Annotated in this window: 18 protein-coding genes; 6 read left to right on the top strand and 12 right to left on the bottom strand. The window is 41.5% G+C overall.

Annotated features, from left to right (window positions below; all coding sequences use genetic code 11):
- Positions 1-262 (top strand): hypothetical protein (locus tag QW520_07960; GenBank protein MEM0449736.1); only part of this gene is annotated, 262 nt, incomplete at its 5' end.
- 246 nt (positions 263-508) lie between these two features.
- The gene (locus QW520_07965) at positions 509-5,764 is read left to right on the top strand and encodes a NosD domain-containing protein (GenBank protein MEM0449737.1); all 5,256 of its coding nucleotides are present in this window, start codon (positions 509-511) and stop codon (positions 5,762-5,764) included.
- Here the strand turns inward: QW520_07965 and QW520_07970 are convergent.
- From QW520_07970 to QW520_07985, 4 genes are all read right to left on the bottom strand, one after another.
- A complete protein-coding gene (locus QW520_07970; protein MEM0449738.1) occupies positions 5,755-6,591 on the bottom strand; it encodes an ABC transporter ATP-binding protein in 837 nt (278 codons plus the stop codon). The genes QW520_07965 and QW520_07970 overlap by 10 nt on opposite strands.
- Positions 6,579-7,385 (bottom strand): cobalt ECF transporter T component CbiQ, encoded by an 807-nt coding sequence (cbiQ, locus tag QW520_07975; GenBank protein ID MEM0449739.1) that lies wholly within the window; start codon positions 7,383-7,385, stop codon positions 6,579-6,581. The genes QW520_07970 and cbiQ (QW520_07975) overlap by 13 nt, the downstream gene beginning before the upstream one ends.
- Positions 7,386-7,454: 69 nt before the next feature.
- Positions 7,455-7,739 (bottom strand): hypothetical protein, encoded by a 285-nt coding sequence (locus QW520_07980; protein MEM0449740.1) that lies wholly within the window; start codon positions 7,737-7,739, stop codon positions 7,455-7,457.
- Positions 7,736-8,395, bottom strand: a complete 660-nt coding sequence (locus QW520_07985) for an energy-coupling factor ABC transporter permease (protein ID MEM0449741.1) — start codon at positions 8,393-8,395, stop codon at positions 7,736-7,738. Before QW520_07985 ends, QW520_07980 begins: the two co-directional genes overlap by 4 nt.
- 288 nt (positions 8,396-8,683) lie before the next feature.
- On the opposite strand from QW520_07985, the gene QW520_07990 reads away from it, so the two are divergent.
- Genes QW520_07990 through QW520_08005 form a run of 4 tightly spaced genes read left to right on the top strand, consistent with a single transcriptional unit; the run spans position 8,684 to position 12,006 of the window.
- Positions 8,684-9,070, top strand: coding sequence for a transcriptional repressor (locus QW520_07990; GenBank protein ID MEM0449742.1), 387 nt, complete (start codon positions 8,684-8,686; stop codon positions 9,068-9,070).
- Complete coding sequence (locus tag QW520_07995) at positions 9,061-10,029, top strand: energy-coupling factor ABC transporter permease (protein ID MEM0449743.1); 969 nt, start codon at positions 9,061-9,063, stop codon at positions 10,027-10,029. Before QW520_07990 ends, QW520_07995 begins: the two co-directional genes overlap by 10 nt.
- 51 nt (positions 10,030-10,080) lie before the next feature.
- Entirely contained in the window at positions 10,081-10,833 is a 753-nt protein-coding gene (cbiQ, locus tag QW520_08000; GenBank protein ID MEM0449744.1) for a cobalt ECF transporter T component CbiQ, read from the top strand.
- A 6-nt stretch (positions 10,834-10,839) separates the two neighbouring features.
- Entirely contained in the window at positions 10,840-12,006 is a 1,167-nt protein-coding gene (locus tag QW520_08005; protein ID MEM0449745.1) for an ABC transporter ATP-binding protein, read from the top strand.
- A 4-nt stretch (positions 12,007-12,010) separates the two neighbouring features.
- On the opposite strand, the gene QW520_08010 is transcribed toward QW520_08005, so the two are convergent.
- From QW520_08010 to QW520_08045, 8 genes are all read right to left on the bottom strand, one after another.
- Complete coding sequence (locus QW520_08010; protein ID MEM0449746.1) at positions 12,011-12,634, bottom strand: phosphoribosylanthranilate isomerase; 624 nt, start codon at positions 12,632-12,634, stop codon at positions 12,011-12,013.
- A 175-nt stretch (positions 12,635-12,809) separates the two neighbouring features.
- Positions 12,810-13,604, bottom strand: coding sequence for a tryptophan synthase subunit alpha (gene trpA / locus QW520_08015; protein ID MEM0449747.1), 795 nt, complete (start codon positions 13,602-13,604; stop codon positions 12,810-12,812).
- Complete coding sequence (gene trpB / locus QW520_08020) at positions 13,601-14,773, bottom strand: tryptophan synthase subunit beta (GenBank protein MEM0449748.1); 1,173 nt, start codon at positions 14,771-14,773, stop codon at positions 13,601-13,603. Before trpB ends, trpA begins: the two co-directional genes overlap by 4 nt.
- Positions 14,773-15,396: a phosphoribosylanthranilate isomerase gene (locus QW520_08025; protein MEM0449749.1), complete on the bottom strand. Its 624-nt coding sequence runs from the start codon at positions 15,394-15,396 to the stop codon at positions 14,773-14,775. Before QW520_08025 ends, trpB begins: the two co-directional genes overlap by 1 nt.
- Positions 15,393-16,079, bottom strand: a complete 687-nt coding sequence (locus QW520_08030; protein ID MEM0449750.1) for an indole-3-glycerol-phosphate synthase — start codon at positions 16,077-16,079, stop codon at positions 15,393-15,395. The genes QW520_08025 and QW520_08030 overlap by 4 nt, the downstream gene beginning before the upstream one ends.
- 67 nt (positions 16,080-16,146) lie before the next feature.
- The gene (gene trpD / locus QW520_08035; protein MEM0449751.1) at positions 16,147-17,190 is read right to left on the bottom strand and encodes an anthranilate phosphoribosyltransferase; all 1,044 of its coding nucleotides are present in this window, start codon (positions 17,188-17,190) and stop codon (positions 16,147-16,149) included.
- 1 nt (position 17,191) lies between these two features.
- Positions 17,192-17,770, bottom strand: a complete 579-nt coding sequence (locus QW520_08040; protein MEM0449752.1) for an aminodeoxychorismate/anthranilate synthase component II — start codon at positions 17,768-17,770, stop codon at positions 17,192-17,194.
- A gap of 2 nt (positions 17,771-17,772) precedes the next feature.
- Positions 17,773-19,083: a chorismate-binding protein gene (locus QW520_08045; GenBank protein MEM0449753.1), complete on the bottom strand. Its 1,311-nt coding sequence runs from the start codon at positions 19,081-19,083 to the stop codon at positions 17,773-17,775.
- Positions 19,084-19,099 lie beyond the last annotated feature (16 nt).

The raw sequence follows: 19,099 nt of genomic DNA on the forward strand, positions 1-19,099 counted from the left end.
GGTGAGCGCCGGCACCAATGAACTGGGCGAGCTCAGCATGGCGCACGTGGAGGATTGGACCTGGCTCATCGTGGTGGCGGTGGTGGTTATCGCTGCCCTCCTCATCCTGCTCTACATGAGGAAGAAAGGCATGAAGCCGTTCAAGCCTGCAGAGAGCAAGCCTTCCGAGGGCAAGGAGCAGAAGTCTGAGCAGAAGCCTGAGGAGAAGAAGAAGGGAGAGAAGGCGGAGGACAAGGAGAAGAAGTCTCAGGAGAAAAAGTGAAAAAATATAAACCATCTAAAACTTTTTCATTTATCACCTTTTAATATTTATTCAATTTTTTTATGATTTAAATTATTAGTTACTTTTCTCGTTCAAAAGCGCATTAAAATTATGGGATAAATTACTAATATTTTATGTGCTACAATGTTATAAAATATTAAAAAAATAATCGAACATAAAATCAATATTTGAAACATGGAAATATGCATAAATAGCGCATCCTTCTTAGCATAAGAAATAGGGGGAATGGAAATTTCCAGAAAGTTCGCGCTGTCAATCTTTTCAGTCCTTACGCTTTCTTTACTCATTTCAGCTATGACTTTATCAGCAAATGCAGCTCAAACTCAAGAGCTATCACAAGCAGTATCATTAAGAGATGATTTAGCGCCAGAGAGAATAATTGTAAATAACGATATAGAATTAATATCATTAGGATATAGTGGTAATGGCTCAATTACTGATCCTATTATTATCAAAGCACCAACAGGAGAAATCGATGCAAGAGGAAATAGCTCATGGATATACATTGGCAATACTACACTTTCTTTTAAGATCGAAGACTGGAAAATCTCCAACTGCTCATATCTTGGAACAGGAACTATATTTTCTTCCGGTGCTCCAATAATTCTCTATAACGTCACTGGACCTTGCATTATTAAAAATTGTACATTTTCATTTAGCAATATCGGCATCTTAGTCGAATCTTCGAATAATGTGAGCATAATCAATAACACGATTCAGAACTGTTATGAGGAAAGCATACGGATTGGCAACGTAAGCGATTGCATACTTGACAATAATACCTGCATAGCATCCCAATATGGAATAAGCGTAAATGCCAGTTTTAAGTCCATTTTGACCAGGAATAATTGCTCATCAATTTATACAGGAATCATAGCATCCGATTTCATGTCATCATCTATATTGAACAATATTATTAATTCTCAAGGGCAAGGCGTAATCCTTGAAAGATGTACGGAAGTTACATTGTCGGATAACTCATTCCTATCTTGCCGAATAGGAGTTTATCTTGAAGATTGTTCTAAGTTGAATATAATTGCTAACTTGATAGAGCAGAGCATGGAGGCAGGAATCGTTTCAAATTCAAGCATATCTTCTATAGAAATCTCCAATAATCTATTCAAAGGTTCTACACCCATAGCCATTAAGTTATCTAATACTGACTCTGTCATGATAAAGAATAATACGTTTTTCAATCCTGTAATTGCGATTTCATTATCTTTGAGTCCTAATTCTTTAGTTCGCGATAATAATATATTCGCTTCTATGACTGGCATATATATTGAAAAGACCTCGGGACATAATATTTTTAACAATTTGTTGCAAAACTGCTCGAAAGCTGGAATTGAGATAATTAATTCAACTATAGGTAAAATTCAAAATAATAAATTTAGCAATGTTACGCTGGGAATCTGGCTCAAGGAAGATTGCGAGAGCATAGTTTTGGGTAATAATACGTTGGGAGGAATCGGTAAGATAGGCATATTGATGGATGGCAATTTACGAAATTTGCAATTGCTAAAGAATAATATCAGTGGAAGTAACGAGGCGGGAATTAAGGCGACTTTAATCTCCGATATATTGTTGAGCCGCAACTATATTCGTGATTGTGTAGTAGGGATAGAGGCTGAAAATGGTTCAGGGATCATTCTAGATAATAATACCTGTATCAATAATAAAATAGGCGTAAGAATGCGTCTATGCTTTAATGCTCAGGTGATAGATAATAGAATCCTACATAATCTAGAATTTGGCCTCTATCTGAATGCGAGCGATTCTATATCTATCAAAAGAAATAACTTTTCCGCGAATTCCGATTCTGGCGCTTTTCTAAGCTCAGGAAATAAAAACAAGATCGAAAACAACATATTCTATTTTAATGGCCACACTGGCTTAAATGCGCTACAACAAAAGGATTTTCAAATTATCGGCAACATCTTTGGAAATAATTCTAAAAATGGTATTTGGATACGTTCCGCAACTAACGCAACAATTCATGGAAATGTTTTATCTGGAGATGGTGTGGGATGCTATGCATCTGAGGCAGCCAATCTTCAGATATCCAGGAACGAATTTCTCTATTGTTTATTGGAGGGCCTTAGATTAGAAACCATAGGTAATGCCAAAGTCTATGATAATGTTATACGAGGATGCGGAGGTTATGCTGTCAATAGCACAAACTCCAACAGCTCACGCTTCTATCTGAATATAATTGAAAGGAATAACGGAGCGGGATCCTCCTTTGATATTAATAAGAGGCAAGCAAGGGACGACTCCATGAGTAACATCTGGAACTCGGAAGCAGGCTATGGTAATTATTGGTCAGATTGGACGTCTCCGGATGCGAATCGAGATGGCTTAGTGGATTTAGGTTATGATATCGTCGGGGCTGCTTATGATGCAAAACCACTTAGTGCACCAATAGGGCCTGTAAAAGATGTTAATTACGTCATAGGTGAGACCTATGTCCGATTGAGCTGGTCTGCTCCTAATTATACAGCAGTAAGCCAGCTTACTTCTTATTTGATAGAACGAAAGAATGGGAGTGAAACAAAATTTTTCGAATTAGAGTCTGGACAGACCGAGTTAAACGATAGCTCAGTGAGCGCTTTAGAAGATTATCTCTATATCATTACTGCTCAATCATCTATTGGACGAAGTGTGAATTTCACGATTTATGTGACGACTTGGGACACAAGTCCTCCTACCGTAGTAATTTTAACACCTTTTTGGGGCTCCGCTATTAATATCACATCACTATTAGTCAAATGGACAGGTTCTGATCGAGGCACAGGTATTGTTAAATATGAATATAGCTTGAACTCAGGTCCATGGTTCTCTGTGGGCCTCAATACATCTGTAAATTTGCCTGAAATGAATCAAGGATGGCATTATTTATCAGTGAGAGCTTGGGACGGTCAAGGGAACTATGGGATAAACAGCACTCTTTTCTATTTGGATTCATTTCCTCCTCTTTTTCAATATATTTATCCAATGGGTGGTGCAATTTTCAATACCACTACCATATCTTTAGAATGGTCAGCCGAAGACAATGGAACTGGTATTAAAGGTTATCAATTGCGCCTTAATGAAGGAGAATGGTCTTCGGTCAGCACGTCCAATCTTTATGCTATTGAAGTAGCCGCTGGCTATCATGAAATTTCAGTGCGAGCTTGGGACAATGTTGAACAATGGAACGTGACGTCAATAAGGATAATCGTGGATCCATTCGCCCCTCTCATTGAGATGACATCTCCGATCATGCAGATCATAGCTAGCAATCAGATTTCTTTTGCATGGAGCGCAGTTGAGAATATAACTACTATATTGTTTTTTGAGGTAAGGGTGGATAATGGAACTTGGCAAAACGTAGGCCTAAATCAGAATATTATATTGGAATTGGGGGAAGGGGAACATAAATTTGAGATCAGGGCAATGGACGCTGCAGGAAATTTCGGCAACACCAGTAAATTATTTTTAGTAGATTTGACGGCTCCTCGTGTACAAATTATCAGACCCTTGAACTCTACTTTCGTTAATGAACGAGAAGTATTGATAGAATGGGCAGTCGTTGATGAAGCCTCTAGCATTTTATATTATGAAATCCAGCTTGATGGTACTATTCCTTGGGTAAATGTCTCTACGAGTACCAACTACAGGACGCCGCCATTAGCGGAAGGGATGCATACGGTATCTGTAAGGGCATGGGACTTGGCAGGAAATTTAGGCGAGGCTTTAGCTACTTTCATAGTCGACAGCATTGCCCCTACCTTGGTTTGGATAGCACCGAATTATGGTGTATATGTTAATACGTCATTTTTAGGTCTATATTGGAGTGCACTGGATGATGGTTCTGGGCTGAACAATACTCATATATTTGTAGACGGGGTTCTATGGGCAACGATAGGGTTAGATGACAATTACACCATTTTTAATCTAACCGAAGGACCTCATGAAATCATTGTCAGGGTTTACGATCGAGCGGGCAATTATCGTTCTGCTGGCGTTATGGTACCTATTGATTTGACACCTCCTGAGCTTACTATTATTTATCCGAGCGATAAAGGTGTAATTCAAGCCAGAGACGTCAAGATCGATTGGAAAGGAGAGGATAACTACTCTGGATTATCCAGATATTACATTTCTTTGGATGGTAAGAATTGGATTGATTTACGAACGAATACCAGCTACGTAGCTAGATCGCTCAGCGAGGGTAACCATGTTGTAAGGATAAGAGTCTTCGACAATGCTGGTAACAGTATCGTTAAATCTTTGAATTTCACCGTGGATCTCACAATGCCAGAATTGAGAATACTCTATCCTTCGGAAGGATGGACGAACTCTACCAGCTTGAGGGTAAGATGGACAGGCAGCGATAGTCCATTAGGAATGGCCTATTATGAGATTCGCCTCGATGGTATGGAATGGCACAATGTGGGATTGAATACCTCCTTTTTCTTCCATGGATTGAATTTGAGCGTTCATTCGCTGGAAATTAAAGGTGTAAGTAATACTTCGCAAGAAATCATCGTAAGCACCATATTGCGCATCGATTTGACAGAACCTGGAATACCATCCTTGATAGAACCAACGAAATATGTCAATTCAGGTCGCATTTCCATATCCTGGGGGCATGCGCTGGACAATGAATCTGGCATTGGAACCTATCTGGTTAAGGTATCTAGAACATACTACGATGGCAATGAGTATGTGACAATAACGAATCCTTGGGAGGAATTAGGTGTTGTCACAACATATGTCTCGTTCGGTAACCCTGATGGTTGGTACAATATCAGTGTACGTGCTCGCGATCGGGCAGGGAACCTTGGTAAGCCAGTAACAACGCAGATCGTTTTAGATACAGAACCACCACGAGCAATCGGCTATAATCCATTAGGTCAATCAGTGAGCGTGAACCCCTCTATTATTGTGATTTTCTCCGAACCAATGCTAAAGGCCAGTGTGAGTCTTGAGATGGGAGCGGTGGGATTATTGGCCTGGGAAAGCGATACTACTTTACGTTATATACTAACTTCTAACTTATCTTATGATAGAACTTATACTATAACAATAAATGGAAGGGATTTGGCTGGTAATAGCATGTCCTCCCTTATTTGGCAATTCACCACCATTCCAAATATTGGGTGGGTAGTTGGCAAAGTTGTGGATGAACGAGGGTTTCCAATACAGGGTGTAATGGTTTCCATAGAAACGGGCCAAACTGAAGTGACCAATCGTTTAGGAGAATTTACCATCGCTGCACCGAGTGGCGTTCACACCCTCACAATTCGCTACGAAGGTTATAACGAACTGCGTTTGAATGTGACAGTCACAGCTGGGGAGGCCATCGATCTCGGAATGACTAGACTCACTAGATCGACGAATGATTTCAATTGGGTGATAATTCTGGCATTCGCGCTTTTAATCGCCGTTTCCATTGAAATGGTATATTTAAGGAAGAGAAGGAAGAATCAAGGATGATTACCATTTTCTATGCAACAATAGTTGTTACGTAGGATTTCCAAAGCCTCCTTCACTGTGAGTGGGGGATTGAATCTCTTACCGGTCTCTTTCGCCCATAACTGCATAAGCCTGGAGAAAGAAGGGAGCTCCAGCCGAGCCTGCTGCAGAACCCCTTCATTTTTTACTAGGCTAGGAATGTCTCCGTCATAAAGCACACGTTTGCTCAACACAATGACCCTTTTCGCAAGATGAAAGGCTACCGACAAATCATGAGTCGCTATTACGATAGTCTCTTTTCTGTTTTCCAATACTTCTACCAACTCTCTTCGTCCTTGTGGGTCCAAATTGGCGGTAGGCTCATCTAGCAATAGGATTTCTGGAGCCATGGCTAAGAGGCCAGCCATAGCCACGCGTTTCTTCTCACCCAAGCTCAAGCGATGAGGAATACGCTCCTCGAAACCTGATATGCCTGTCATCCTCATAGCCTCGAGCGATTTTCTCTTTACTTCTTCTTCATTAAAGCCCAAGTTCATAGGCCCAAATGTCACATCCTCCCACACAGATGGCATGAAGATTTGATCATCTGGATCCTGGAAAAGAAGGCCAACATGCCGGCGTGCCTTCATTGCAGTTTTTCTGGTCACCTCTTCCCCCATAACTATAACTTTGCCATCTGTCGGTAAATAAAGGCCAGCCATCAATAGAAGAAGTGTGCTTTTCCCCGCTCCGTTTGGACCAACTAGAGCTACGCGCTCTCCCTCAGTTATTTTTATATTCAGGTCCTCAAGTGCCATCCTGCCGTCTGCATATTTATAGCACACGTTCTCGAATCTTAAAGCATCCAATCTATGACCCCCAACTCCATGAACACTATTGTGGTTGCTGCCAGGGAAATAAAAAAGAGATAAATCATGTCTCTAAATCCAATCTTCATTTTTTCATAGTGCCCCATTTCTCCAGAGTACCCTCTTAGAAGAAGCGCGTCGTAGATATTAGTTGCACGAAGATTTGCTCTAACAAATATCATACCAATAGTATTTGATAAAGTTCTTAGGGCATGTTTGTCGAACAGGTGGCGACCTCCAGTAAAACCTCTTGCTAAGCGTGCTAGTTTCATCCTCTCCAATTCCTCAAGAAATAAAAAGATGAAACGATAAGTAAACATTAGAAGCGTGGCTAGAACTCTCGGCATGTGAAGATATCTCATCGCTCGTAGCATTTTGTGGAAAGGTGTTGTAGTGACCAATAGTAGAAGTATTATCACGCACAGGCTAATTCGAATACCAATTATCAAAGCATTCTCCCATCCTTTATAAAAGAACATGGAGACTGAAGCGAAAATTATGAAAATCAGAGCTAATGCGAAGTTGCGAAATAGATGAGAAAGAGGAATCTTCGATGATATTACAAGGAACACGGTGAACAAGCTTGCCATCGCAATCGCTTCGAATTTTCTAACCGTTGCAATAATTACGATTATGGCAATAGTGGATAGTAGTTTTATTCTAGGGTCGAGCACAAAAAAAGGAGATGTTTTGGCAAATGCGTCCACTTCTACTCTGGCATCTGATAATGACAAATTAGGACACACCTTTCCGTTATCTTTTCTCCACCAGGTATGACTCCAAATAAAATTCATTTTATCTGAAAACCAACCATCTCTAATATACGTGCATCTATTATCATAGATCGCTTTTCATATTTTGATTTAAGAGCCTTTGGCTTTCGTTTTTTTCACCATCCAAAGGTATCCTAATAGAGATAGGAACACTATTAGAAAACCGAGAAATCCCATCAACAACGTCGACAAATAAGAACTTCCATAGTCGAGCGGAGCATTCCAAACAGGTTCTCCTTCTTCCAGACCATTTTCCTCCATGACTGCTTCCAAACCATCTGGCTTATCTACTGAAAAAATATAAAATCCGATTAAACCTATTGAGAAGGCTAGAAGAATAATAATTGATGCCTTTAAATATTTCTTTTCTATCAAGTTGATACCTCCTTTTTCCAAAGCTCTCTGAGATTCATGGTCTCAGGTGCAACTTTGGACAAGAATGCCACCACTCCGACAGTAATAATGCCTTCTCCTATACCTATTACGGCATGCGATATCATCATAGCTGGAATCGATACCGAACCTTCAATTCCAAAGGAAGGGTCTAACGCAAAAGATAAAGCAAGTTGAATGGCACAAGCAGAGGCTGCGAGAAACACTGATAGCCAAGCTGCTAAAAAAAAGGCAGGATACTGAAATTTCTGGGGCGTCAATCTGATAATGAGATAGGCACTGCTAACCCCAACCACTGCCATATTCAATATATTTAGGCCCAGAGCGGTGATGCCGCCATCTCCAAAAATAAACCCTTGAATCAATAAAATGACTGTTATTATCAGCACTGCTCCCCAAGGTCCTACCATGATCGTTGCCAATGCTGCGCCTATGAGATGGCCTGTAGTCCCTCCTACAATGGGAAAATTCAGCATTTGCGCTACAAAGATGCCAGCAGCCAAAATTGCCATAAACGGAACAATCCTTTCATCCAAAGTTCTATTAACCTTCAAAACAGCCAATGAAATGAAGATAGCTGCAAGACCCCACCCCGTGACCCAAACCAACGGTGCCATTAAACCATCTGGAATATGCAATCGTTTCCCTCCAATAGCACGAATAACAATTATGTGTTATGATATCGGTGATTTCATTATTTAATTATTTTCTAAAAACGGTGGAAAATTTTTTGCTTGTTGATCGCTTGAAATCATGAAAAAATTAAACAACTTTGTATTCTCATGATAGCCATGACAACGTCAATTTTTTTTTCCAGATCTGAATAATTCAAGTTGCATTTTAACCGTGGTTAATATTATGATAAACAACAAGACAACTATGTTATAGCAACAAATATAAATGATGCAAATGATAACGATTATCATATGACCTTCTCACCTATTAGATGGACCAAGCAATTGAAGGTCATTGTGGATATCGTCTATACGAGCGAGACGCCTGTCACAGCGGATCAGATATTCATCGAAGCTAGGAAAAAGATACCTAGTATAAGCCTCGCAACGGTATACCGCAACCTAAACAGATTAGTAGCCGAAGGATTAGTTTCTGAGACCAAGAAAGGGAATTCTGCAGTTTTCTATAGACATCCTTTTTCAAACACCACATTCGAATGCGAGGTATGCGGAAGGATAATCTGCCTTCCTTTTGAGATGAAGAATATGGATTTGCAGAAGAGTACCGGGCTTAGGGTTAAGCGATGGTCTCTGAGGCTCGTAGGGATTTGTAGGGAGTGTGAAAATAAATGCACATAATGGAAGGATTCTTACCTCTTGAGTGGGCAATATTTTGGTTTATCGTATCTTTGCCCTTCTTAGCTTGGGGAGCGCTAAGGATAAAGAGACTATTCGCAGATAAACCAGATGCTAAGCTAACGGTTGCTGTCTCAGCTGCATACATGTTCGTCCTTTCAGCATTAAAACTTCCATCAGTGGCGGGTTCCTCATCCCATCCCACAGGCAGTGGCTTATCAACCATTTTCTACGGTGTAGGAGTCACATCTTTACTGGCTAGCATCGTGCTGATTTTTCAAGCCTTGCTTTTGGCGCATGGGGGAATCACAACTTTGGGAGCAAACATCTTTTCCATGGGAATAGCAGGACCTGCTGTTGCCTATTTGGCATTTAAATCTATGCAGAAGGTAAATGTTTCCATGAGCATTTCCGTGTTCATAACCGCCTTCCTGGCCGATATTTGTACTTACATAATGACATCACTACAACTTGCTCTCGCATATCCATCTAACGGATCAATATTAACCTCATTTCAAGCTTTCTTTGCTATTTTCGCTATCACTCAGGTTCCCTTGGCTATTGCCGAAGGCGTGCTGCTGGTAATATTCTTCAATTTCCTTGCAGAGAGCAAACCTGATTTACTCAAAGGCGTGATAAAAAATCCAACACCGAGCATCAAAGGAAATAGGAATAAGATTGTAGCCTCGGCTGTATTGATGATATTAGGCATCGCTGTCATAGCTAATGCTGCAATCGGCCTGTTGGGCACAGATGATAGAGGTCAGGAATTGATCCAACAAATTGACCCCAATTACGAGCCTTGGTTTTCTAGCTTCTTTGAACCGGATGAGCAATTGGAAATTGCGCTGTTTGCCATTCAGGCGTTGATTGGTCTTTCCATAATAGCATTTTTCGCCATTTATCTTAAGAGAAACAAAGGAGGAAGAGAACCGGAGAAAATGGAGTCGCAGATTACATGAGGAAAGGATTGTAAAATGTTTGCCATAGACGAAATAGCATACGCCTCGCCTATGCGTCATTGGCCGCCCTTAGGCAAGCTTCTCCTTGTCCTCTCTTTATTGGTAGTCTCTCTCCTTTCTCAAACCATATTCGTCCCAATTTTAATTCTTACGATAGGAGCAGCTTTGCTCATGGCATCCACCGAGCTACGCTTTCCAAAGGTAATCGCTTTGGCGCTTTTAGAAGGAATAGGAATTTTTCTTTTGGGGGCAATGGTAATTGCATTCCTCACAATCAATGGGAAAATATTGCTCGAAATCCAAGTTCTTTCGCTTACTTTGAGGCTGACCGAAGGGGGTTTGCAATATGGTTTGCTAATATTCTTTCGTGCTTTGGCTGGGGTATCAGTTATGCTTTTTTATGCCACTTCTACCCCCATACCGCATTTCGCGACCGCTTTGAAACAACTTCGTGTACCAAGTTACATTACGGAGCTCATAGTATTGGTTTATCGCTATTCTTTTCTACTTTTCGAGCAACTTGAAATATTATATACAGCGGCGCAGTGCAGACTAGGTTTTCGTGGAACTAGAAACAAATTTCGAACCACAGGAATGCTGGCGGTAGGGCTTTTTATAAGGTCGATGGAAGTGGCAGAGAGGTCTCAAATAGCTTTATTCTGTCGAAATTTCCAGGGGAGCTTCCCGTCATTTAAGCCACCACCCCGAATGACATTTACCTGGTATTTAGCTCCATTAATTGCTTTTTTGCTTTTTTACGCTGCCGATCTCATCGTGATTAAGGCGCTTCAAATTGGATGGTAGTTAAAAATGGTGTCGTCGATCCTTGAAACTAAAAATTTAACCTTTCAATATCCTAATGGAACGTTAGCATTAGATGATGTTTCAATAAAAATTCCTGAGGGAAAGAAGACCGTAATTCTCGGCTCAAATGGCTCGGGAAAAAGTACATTGTTCCTGCATTTTAATGGTGTGCTCCGTCCTAAGAAAGGTGAGATTTTCTATGCAGGTAAGAGGATTGAATATTCATCTCGAGCCCTTTCTGAACTTCGAACTAACGTTTCTGTAGTTCTTCAAAACCCAGATGATCAAATTTTCTCAACCACTGTTGAGGAAGACATAGCATTTGGGCCTATGAACTTAGGGCTGGAGAGAAAAGAGATTGAGGCTAGAGTGGATGAAGCCTTGTTCTTAGTGAACTTGCAAGATGTCCGAGAAAGGCCAACACAGCAATTGTCTTTTGGGCAGAGAAAAAGGGTGGCTTTAGCTGGAGCTTTGGCTATGAAGCCAAAAGTACTCATGATGGATGAGCCTACCGCTGGTCTTGATTCGCGGATGGTCCACGAACTACTGGAACTTGCTGATGAACTTAATATGAAAGGTCTCACAGTAATCATGTCAACACATGACGTGGAGACCGCATATGAATGGGCCGATGAAATTCGTGTCCTGCATCGGGGCAGATTGGAATTCTCAGGGCGTCCTGAAGAATTTTTTTCCGAGGAACGCAAAGTCTACTCACTGGGATTAGTCACACCGGTTTTATTCGAAATCGATCGTCGTTTCACGGAACTAAATAAAGCATCTCATGCTATTCCATCTTCTATCATTAGTTCAAGGAGTGTCCAGGAAATTCTGTTGAGACTATTTCCACACAAGGATAGCAAAATCGGTAGGCTTAGATTAATAAAAGTAGCCGTTCAACCATTCCACCATAAAAATCAATTAGCGCCACCTGAAGCAAGCTCGAAAGAAGTTTGTGTAGGAGTTTATGGCACCATGGCAAGGAAATGGGCGCTGGAGAACGGGATGAAGGTGGATTACACCTTTAACGCACTAGATATGTGCGTAAGAGAAATCGCTATGGGACGCGATTTCATACTTTTAACGGACGATGTCCTGATGCCTCTTGTCCAATCCAAACTTACCAGGCTAGAAGAGCATTTTGGAATTAAGATCCCCACTGATATCTATTAGAACATTAATCTTTTACTTCCCAAACCTTGCGAATGAATCTGCGTACTAATCTTGGTTCTTTAACATATTGATATTCAACTCCACTGGACACATCAACGCAAAAAGGATGGACGGCAGTCACAGCTTCCTTGACGTTTTCAGGATTCAAACCTCCTGATAATATTATAGGATATGGATCCACTTGATCCCTTAGCCTACGGCATATCCCCCACTCCTCCTCTTTTGGCACATTTAGGGGGACGTCTCTGGTGTCCAGCACAGCGGCACTTACACAATTCCTAATGCGCCCCAAACGTTCCTCTTCATGGCCATTTCCAATTGGTACCAGTCCCCAAACCACTCCCGACACCATTCGAGTTATGAATCTTAAATCAGCAGGACTCATTAAGCTATGTACTTGAACTACATCTGGCTCAAGATAATTAGCCATTTTTACTATAAGAGCAGCATCTGTAGAGGTTGTAACCATTACCTTTTTTTGTTCAGTACACGACATCAATTCCTTGGCAGGTTTAAGCTCTAGGTTGCGAAATGAGCGCGAACCAACGACAAATCCTAAATAATCCGCAAACCTGGCCATCTCTATGTCCGAAGGTCTTGCGATACCGCATATTTTGACCTTGGTCATTCCCACCACCTTTTTCGAATTTTATGTTAATATGAAGTTCACTCACTAGCTTTCTTAATTCCCGATATTTCAATATAGGTTAAAATAAGAATTCATGTGCTCGGCAAACTGTTTTAAATTATTTTTAAATACTTAATTTTAATATTTAAGTCTTGATAAATTGCGAATTAACTCATCAATAAGATTTTATGCAGGAGTTTTTTAGACAAGAAATGAAGCGTTGCACACTCTCCCCTTCTCCCTTTGATATTTTAGACAATAGTGCACTGCCTATAATCACTCCATCCGCACCATAGGATATGATTTTTCTAACCTGATTCTCATCACAAACGCCAAAGCCAACGCCTACCGGAATTTGTTTACAGGCAGACTTCGCACATTTAATTAAATTCCCTAAATCATGGGATAAATGATCTCTGACACCAGTCGTCCCTAAAGCTGCAACGAGATAGACCATTCCCTGAGAAACAGATGCAATAGCTTTCATTCTCGAATAATTCGTGGTTGGCGCAATCATCTGAATGAGGTCAATACCACTTTCCTCACATTCTTCCCGTAAGGTATTAGATTCCTCATATGGAAGATCAGCAACGATAATACCATCTATATCATACTCTCTTGCGAGCCTCACAAATCTTTTCTCTCCCATTCGAAATATCGGGTTATAATAACCCATTAGAATGGTAGGCGAACCATAAAGCATTTTGGCATCGGCGGCCATCTCCATAGCTGACCATGGCGTCACTCCTCCTTTCAAGGCTTTCTCTGAAGTACTCTGGATAACAGGACCGTCGGCTACAGGGTCCGAGAAAGGGATTCCCACCTCCATTATGTCTGCGCCACCTTCTACGCATGCTTGGAAATATCGGAGAAACGAATTCTTATCCGGATAGCCAGCTGTAAGATAACAAATGAGGGTTCCCCTACCTTTGTTGCTCTCTCTCTCAAATACACTCCTGATCTGACTCATTCATATCCTTCCATTTCTATGACTGACTCTAGATCTTTATCTCCTCTTCCTGAGAGAGTTATAACTACGATCTCATCTCTTTCCATTTGCTTTGCTCGCTCCAATCCGGCATATATTGCATGTGCGGATTCAAGCGCAGGTATAATTCCCTCGGTGCGAGAAAGTTGGTGGAAAGCGGATAAGGCTTGTTTGTCCGTAACGCCTACGTAATCCACCCTCTTTGTATCTTTTAGATAAGAATGCTGTGGTCCTACACCTGGATAATCCAAACCCGCAGCGATCGAATGTGTTCGCGATATCATTCCATTATCATCCTGAAGAAGATATGATTTCGCACCGTGTAGCACTCCCACCTTTCCCTCACATAATGTGGCAGAAGTCCTTCCCGTACCCAGACCGCAACCAGCCGCCTCAGCACCAAGCATTCTTACTCGCTCATTATCAAGAAATGGATGAAAAGTACCGATGGCGTTACTGCCTCCACCAACGCAGGCTACTAAAAGGTCAGGAACATTTTGCTCTAACTCCATCAATTGTTCTCTGATCTCCCGCCCAATAACGCTTTGAAAGTCCCTAACTATCGTTGGATATGGATGAGGTCCAGCAGCGGTTCCAAAAAGATAGTAGGTATCACCTACAGAGGTGGCCCAATCCCTCATAGCTTCATTAACAGCATCTTTTAGGGTAGAGGAACCGGAACGCACGACATGAAGCTTGGCGCCCATCAGCCTCATACGATAAACATTCATCTTCTGGCGCTTCACATCTTCTTCTCCCATGTAAATTTCTGCTTTTAATCCTAAAACAGCTGCGGCCATGGCTGTGGCAGTACCATGTTGACCCGCTCCTGTTTCCGCTATAATTCTAGTCTTTCCCATTCTTTTACATAATAGCCCTTGTCCAATTACATTGTTAAATTTATGTGCTCCTCCGTGACAAAGATCCTCCCTTTTTAGATAGATCTTGGCTCCCCCCATCAGCCTCGTAAGATTCTTAGCGAAGTAGAGGGGAGTCGGCCTTCCTCCATAGTACCTATTATACCATTCTAATTCCTCCTTAAATTTGATATCGTCCTTATATGATTCATAAGCGCTTTCTAATTCCCTTAATGCTGAAATAAGAACCTCTGGCACATACTGTCCGCCATAATCTCCGAATCTTGTCTCCATCAGTCTACACTCCTTACCTTTTCAATGAATTTTTTAACCAACTCAGGGTCCTTCTGGCCTTTTCTCTCGACTCCGCTTGATGTATCAACACAGTAGGGTCTAACTAACCTAAGCGCATCTTCGACGTTGTTTATGTTCAATCCACCTGCCAATATGATTGGGAATGGAAAAACCGCATCTCTCAAACAGCGGCTTACAGCCCAATTGTGCGTCCTACCATTTCCGCCTGGAAGGGGGCCATAGGTATCTAGAACCACGGCATCTGAGCTATGGATGATGTTATGCAAATTCCAAAGTTCATTTCCTAGGCCCACTAGCACCAATGACCAGATTTCGCCGGGAAAATTGCTAGATATAATACTCAAATCGTTAAAAGATCTAATCGAATGCATCTGAATGACATCTGGCTCCAGATAACGAGCCATTTGAAGCACCTTATTTGGATCGACTTCCGTGGTGACCATGACCTTTTTACCATTAGTTATGGACATGAGATCTTTCGCCGTCATTAAGCTCAAAGCGTGCCGTGATGCTGAATTAACAATGAAACCTAGATAATCCGCTCCTGATGCAGCATTAATATCGGCTTCCCTCATCAAGCCACATATCTTTACTTTAGTCATCTTTTCACCGCCAGATGGCGAAGAAACTCACTAGGATCTGACGAGGCGCAGAGAGCAGTTCCGATAAGTACCCCATTAGCACCAGTATTGCGTAATTCTCTTATCTGAGCAGAACTACTAATTCCACTCATCACTATAAGCGGAAGATCGCATTTATCGCGAAATTCGAATAAAATCTGCACGCCTTTGGAATAATCTAATTTCATGGAGGAAAGATCACGTTGATTGATGCCAATCATATCCGCATCTCTAGTTATCGCGCTGCGCATCTCGTCCCGATTCGCGACTTCTAACAAAACTTCCAGTCCTAATCTGTGAGCCTCGTCTATAAGGTAATCGATGTCTACTGCCATAGAATTCAAACGCTCAATCACCAAGACAGCGTCAGCGCCCAAAAGAGCACCAGCTTTTATTTGAGTCTCAGAAACAATAATGTCCTTCATCAAGCATGGAATGCCAGATTGAGTCGCTATGGTCAACGTTTTAATTCTTCCTCCAAAATACTTTGGTTCAGTCAGTACAGATAGAGCAGCTGCGCCACCTTTTTTATATGCCTCAATTAAGTCATATGATGACCTATCAGTGATTCTTCCATCGGATGGAGAAGCGTGCTTGACCTCTGCAATGATAGGAAACATATGATATTCTTCAATGGCCTTTTTCAAGGAGCGTTTTTTACTCATCTTTCGCGGTGACGAAACATTATAATATCCTTCCTTAACCAACGATGATGCGTTCGCAGATAAAATCTCAAAAACATCGATCATTTAACTTACCTTCTTTGTATTTTCTAGTCAGAGAGACAAAAATCTCCATTTTTTTTGCCGCTCGGCCTGTCAAAATTGACCTTTCAGCGAGGCGAAGACCCTGCTCAACATCCTGAGCTATCCCAAAAGCCATCAGAGCGCATGCCGCATTAAGTAGTACAATTTCCTTCGCCTCATTAGGTTCCCCTTTATGGAGGATGTTGCGAATTAATATGGCAGAATTTAATGGAGAACGGTCGCAAATTGCTTCTTTATTTCCCTCACATAATCCCAATTCTCTCGGGTAAATTGTAAATCTTTCCCTATTGCCTTTTTTAATAAAAACCGCTTCAGTCGGTCCTAAAGTAGAAGCTTCATCCATTCCAGGACTTCCGTGAATTAGCATACATCGGTCTATACCTATCGCTTCTATTATCGAAGGCAGGGTATCTAGAAGAGATGCATCAGATACTCCTATTAGCTGTCTCCGTTTTGTCCTCACAGGGTTAAGCAGTGGCCCGAGCAGATTGAATACTGTCCTTCCTCCAACTTCTTTCCGAGCTGCCGCGACGTTTTTCATTGCGGGATTAAAAACAGGGGCATAGAAGAATGAATATCCTATTTCATTGAGTATTTGAGAAGGAAGAATCGGTCCCAAGTTCAATCTTGCCCCTAAAGCTTCAATTACATCGGCACTTCCAGATTTTCCTGCGTTGGATCGATTTCCATGTTTAGCTACAGGAACCCCGCAACCCGCCACCACGAAAGAGGCAGCAGTTGAAATGTTGAAAGTCCGGACGCAACCACCTCCCGTTCCGCACAAATCAGCTACGGCAGGGAATGAGGTATATGAAGGTATACTTGCCCTATAGAACGTAATTGCCAACGCTAGCAATTCCATGGTGGAAATGCCGTTAAGATGGAAGAAATTGATCAATCCTTTCACCTCGTCATTGCTCACTTCTCCAACCACTATTTTTTTAGCGATAGTGCTGACGTAATCATCATTTGCAATCGCTGAAATTGCGTTAGCGCAATCACTCATCATCTCACCTTCTTGCATTCTGCAGGAAATTGGCTAAAATTATCTTTCCAACGGGTGTTAGAATAGATTCTGGATGGAACTGTACGCCTTCTATCGGATATTTTCGATGGCGCAGACCCATTATCTCACCCTCCTTTGTCATTGCTGTTATCTTTAATTCATGGGGAAGGGAGTTGCTATCGACTATCAATGAATGATATCTAGCTGCCTCAAACGGAGAGGGGACATTATTGTATAACGGGTCACCAAAATGATACACCAATGATGTTTTTCCGTGTACGACATGGCTTAACTTATTTACTTTAGCGCCAAAAGTATGCGCTAATCCTTGATGACCCAAACAAACGCCGAGTGTAGGCGTTTCCCTTGCTATTGTAGTCAATAATTCTGCACACACTCCGAAATCTCTTCGATTTGCTGGATGCCCTGGACCTGGCGATATAACGATAGCATCAGGCTGAAATGCAATAGCATCTTTGAGAGAGACTTCATCATTTCTTTTCACCTCTACCTCCACTCCCAAGCCACTTAAGGACTGGTAGAGATTATAACTGAACGAATCATAATTATCAATAAGGAGCAATCTTATGCTCTCACCTCCTCTTTCATCAGTGCAGAAAAAAGAGCACCAAGTTTGTATTCTGTCTCCATGAATTCCCTATGTGGGTCTGAGTCCGCCACCACTCCAGCTCCAGCTTGAATCGTTAATAAATTTTCATAGCAGAAAGCTGACCTGATTGTTATAGCAGAATCCATGTTGCCATTGAGTGATAAATAGCCTACACCACCAGCATATGGGCCTCGTGGTTTCCTCTCCAGAGAAGAAATTATCTCCATAGCTCTTGGTTTTGGAGCTCCTGAGACAGTTCCTGCTGGAAAAATTGCAGATAACACATCTATGGCTGTCTTTCCTCCAGACAATATGCCCTCGACTTTGGAAACTATATGTTGTACATGGCTGAAGGAGTCCACTCGCATGAACTCTGGAACATGGACGCTTTCTATCTCGCACACCTTTCCTAGATCATTCCTAGCTAAATCTACCAACATACAATGCTCAGCTCTCTCTTTCTCATCTCTTAGCATCTCTTCCCTCAATAGCCTGTTTTCTTTGGGACTTGATCCTATAGGTCTTGTGCCAGCAATAGGAAAAGTCAGAACTTGTTTGTCCTTGACAGATACGAGTGTCTCGGGACTTGATCCTAATACCTTTCTCTTTCCGAAATCTAAATAGAACATGTAAGGGGATGGATTTTCCTGGCGAAGTGACTCATAGAATTTTAATGGATTACCAGAGTAATTACACTCTAGGGCTCTGGATAAAACTACTTGGAAAGCCTCGCCATTGAGTATTCTTTCTTTAGCATCCTCGACGGAAGATTCGAAACTTTTTTTTGTTGTTATAGATCTCAGAGGACCAGTAGAAACCTTAGGAGATTCAGGTTCGAGTCCCTGTTTGATAGATTTTAAAAGTTTGCTTTTATCATCACCATAATAATAAACTCGAAAAGTAGAATGATCATAAATCAATCCTTCTTGATAATATCCTAATTCGAATTCTGGGAATGAGGGATGTAACTGTCCAACAAATGAACTTTCTGTTATTTTAGCGAACTCATATGAGAAATATCCTACTAAACCACCTATCAAAGGAAAGGTCCTAATATTATGTTGCCTCGACTTGATGAAGTTCTTAAGGAATTCCAAAGGTTTCTCTCGTAGATCATCGAAACCCTCTCCACCTTCGACTTTTCCGTTTCTACACCGAATGATGAATTGCGGCCCAAAACCAAGGAAAGAGAAAGCAACAGTCCTGTTCTCTCCCACAGCGCTTTCTAAAATAAAGCTAGAATCAAAGTCGTCAGCGAGACTCTTATAAAGCTCGAGGGGTGGCACGCTCAGATTCAGAGGT

Source organism: Methanomassiliicoccales archaeon, assembly GCA_038740345.1.
Taxonomy (GTDB): domain Archaea; phylum Thermoplasmatota; class Thermoplasmata; order Methanomassiliicoccales; family UBA472; genus JAJRAN01.

Excerpts from the sequence above, each read along its gene's own strand:
- cbiQ (MEM0449739.1), bottom strand. The coding sequence starts at position 7,385 with ATGAATTTTATTTGGAGTCATACCTGGTGGAGAAAAGATAACGGAAAG.
- QW520_08005 (MEM0449745.1), top strand. The coding sequence starts at position 10,840 with ATGGTGTCGTCGATCCTTGAAACTAAAAATTTAACCTTTCAATATCCT.
- QW520_07990 (MEM0449742.1), top strand. The coding sequence starts at position 8,684 with ATGACCTTCTCACCTATTAGATGGACCAAGCAATTGAAGGTCATTGTG.
- trpD (MEM0449751.1), bottom strand. The coding sequence starts at position 17,190 with ATGATGAGTGATTGCGCTAACGCAATTTCAGCGATTGCAAATGATGAT.
- QW520_08010 (MEM0449746.1), bottom strand. The coding sequence starts at position 12,634 with ATGACCAAGGTCAAAATATGCGGTATCGCAAGACCTTCGGACATAGAG.
- QW520_07965 (MEM0449737.1), top strand. The coding sequence starts at position 509 with ATGGAAATTTCCAGAAAGTTCGCGCTGTCAATCTTTTCAGTCCTTACG.
- cbiQ (MEM0449744.1), top strand. The coding sequence starts at position 10,081 with ATGCGTCATTGGCCGCCCTTAGGCAAGCTTCTCCTTGTCCTCTCTTTA.
- trpA (MEM0449747.1), bottom strand. The coding sequence starts at position 13,604 with ATGAGTCAGATCAGGAGTGTATTTGAGAGAGAGAGCAACAAAGGTAGG.
- QW520_08025 (MEM0449749.1), bottom strand. The coding sequence starts at position 15,396 with ATGACTAAAGTAAAGATATGTGGCTTGATGAGGGAAGCCGATATTAAT.
- QW520_08030 (MEM0449750.1), bottom strand. The coding sequence starts at position 16,079 with ATGAGTAAAAAACGCTCCTTGAAAAAGGCCATTGAAGAATATCATATG.
- QW520_07995 (MEM0449743.1), top strand. The coding sequence starts at position 9,061 with ATGCACATAATGGAAGGATTCTTACCTCTTGAGTGGGCAATATTTTGG.
- trpB (MEM0449748.1), bottom strand. The coding sequence starts at position 14,773 with ATGGAGACAAGATTCGGAGATTATGGCGGACAGTATGTGCCAGAGGTT.